Origin of the sequence: Streptosporangium amethystogenes, from assembly GCF_000721075.1 — a bacterium.
Taxonomy (GTDB): domain Bacteria; phylum Actinomycetota; class Actinomycetes; order Streptosporangiales; family Streptosporangiaceae; genus Streptosporangium; species Streptosporangium amethystogenes.
This window is the reverse complement of record NZ_JOEQ01000186.1, coordinates 1-323: the sequence shown is the minus strand read 5'-3', so window position 1 is coordinate 323 and position 323 is coordinate 1. Positions and strand designations below refer to the sequence as shown.

1 protein-coding gene is annotated in these 323 nt (G+C 61.9%); it reads left to right on the top strand.

What is annotated here, in order from left to right:
- Window positions 1-279 (top strand): integrase core domain-containing protein (locus tag IG98_RS0144220; protein WP_030926774.1); only part of this gene is annotated, 279 nt, incomplete at its 5' end.
- Between the last annotated feature and the right edge of the window lie 44 nt (window positions 280-323).

Here is a 323-nt window from a genome sequence, read left to right as displayed (position 1 = left end):
TCAGAGGAGTTCGACCGGTTCCTGACCGGCCTGCGGGTCCGCCACTCGGTCGGCCGCACCGGAGTCTGCTACGACAACGCGATGGCCGAGTCGTTCTTCGCCGCCATCAAGAACGAATGGCTGCACCGCTTCGTCTTCACCACCCGAGCTAAAGCGAAACGCCAGGTCATCCGCTACATCGAAGGGTTCTACAACCACCGGCGCCTGCATTCGGCACTCGGCTACCGGCCGCCCCTCGAAGTACTCAACGAATCCCTTTCAACCCGAGCAGCCGCATAGGCTACGACCATAAGACGGCTGTCCGGAATCACCGAGGCACCTCA